This is a genomic window from Peribacillus sp. P4_C12 (genome assembly GCF_056402095.1).
The window spans coordinates 1-782 of the sequence record NZ_JBFUIB010001043.1; the positions used below are offsets into that span (position 1 = coordinate 1).

General features: G+C 38.0%; 1 protein-coding gene. It reads left to right on the forward strand.

Annotated features, from left to right (window positions below; genetic code table 11):
* A partial coding sequence (locus tag AC1DUW_RS31140; RefSeq protein ID WP_477644490.1) for a glycoside hydrolase family 3 N-terminal domain-containing protein occupies positions 1-782 on the forward strand: 782 nt, incomplete at both ends.

A 782-nucleotide genomic window follows, 5' to 3' on the forward strand; every position in this document is an offset into this window, starting at 1 on the left:
CATAATAAGGAGCGCATACGTTCTATCGAGTTACTTCCTTTCCAAAAGGCAATCGATGCTGGAGTAGATATGATGATGACCGCACATGTTCAATTTCCTGCATTCGATGATACTACTTATATCAGTAAAAAAGACGGACAAGAAATTATGGTGCCGGCAACGCTGTCACAGAAGGTCATTACTGGTCTTTTACGTGAAGAAATGGGATTTGAAGGCGTAGTGGTTACAGATGCATTGAATATGAAAGCCATTGCGGACAATTTTGGACAAGAAGATGCTGTTGTTTTGGCCTTGAAATCGGGTGTAGATATTGCATTGATGCCTGCACAAGTAAACTCACTTCAAATGGAAAAGAATATAACCTCTGTATTCGATGCAGTGAAGGAAGCCGTGGAAAGTGGTGAAATTCCGCTTGATCAAGTCAATCGTTCTGTAACAAGAATACTTGAGCTAAAAGTGAAAAGAGGAATTCTAAAGCCGGGAAAAGTCGCTGCTGACACTCCAATTGATAAAAAAATATTAAGGGCTCTTCAAGTGGTCGGTAATAAAAATCATTTGAAAAAAGAAAGGAAAATCGCGGAAGATGCAATCACTCTTTTGAAAAATGAAGATAAAACATTGCCCTTCAAACCTAAGAAAAATGAAAACATTTTAGTTCTTGCTCCTTTTGCCGATCAGGTTGAATCTATGTCAAGGAGCATCCATGAATTAGTTGATCAAAATAGGATAAAGAAAGTCCAAGTAACAGGTATGAGTTTTTCAGAAAAGTCATTCACTAGTGA